The sequence below is a fragment of the Filifactor villosus genome (assembly GCF_042652965.1).
In the GTDB taxonomy this organism is placed as follows: Bacteria; Bacillota; Clostridia; order Peptostreptococcales; family Filifactoraceae; genus Filifactor; species Filifactor villosus.
Window position 1 is genome coordinate 1 of the sequence record NZ_JBHSHL010000047.1, and the last position, 566, is coordinate 566.

The window sequence follows — 566 nt, forward strand, 5'->3', positions numbered from 1 at the left end:
GAAATTACAGCTCTTACACCTTTGACGTGTAGAAAAACCGTTTTACTTGTCTTTTTTTCGTTCTCCTTCGTTCAGCTTTGCTCGTTCGCTCGTTACGTATGTCTATATACGCGCCTTGCTCTCTCGCTTTGCTTCACTCGGATCGACGAAAAAAATACTTCGTAAAAATTGTTCTGTCTTTTTTTCATCTCCTTAATTAAGAAGATGAAAAAAGCTCTTACTCTTGGGTATATTACCTTCGATTTGTTTTTTCTCTCTCGTCTAGCGTTTTCTCTGTAATTTCTCAGATGTTATGCAGTTTTCAAGGTACAATTCCTTTTACTTCTCATTTCAGGTAGTAAAAGGGGTTTCTTGTTTTAAAAATACCTTCTCAGGTATTTGTTGGTGGAGACAAGGAGATTCGAACTCCTGACCCCCTGCTTGCAAGGCAGGTGCTCTCCCAACTGAGCTATGCCCCCATATTTTTGCTGCGCTTTTTGACAATTTCTTTTAAATCAATTTGTCTTAAAGCTTTTCATTTTTCTTTTTTGAAGGATAAACCTTCAAAGCTAAACAGCAGACTCTAT

At 37.6% G+C, this 566-nt stretch carries 1 tRNA gene; it reads right to left on the minus strand.

What is annotated here, in order from left to right:
* Positions 1 to 382 precede the first annotated feature (382 nt).
* Positions 383 to 458: transfer RNA gene (locus tag ACFO4R_RS09785), tRNA-Ala, on the minus strand.
* Positions 459 to 566: the final 108 nt, after the last annotated feature.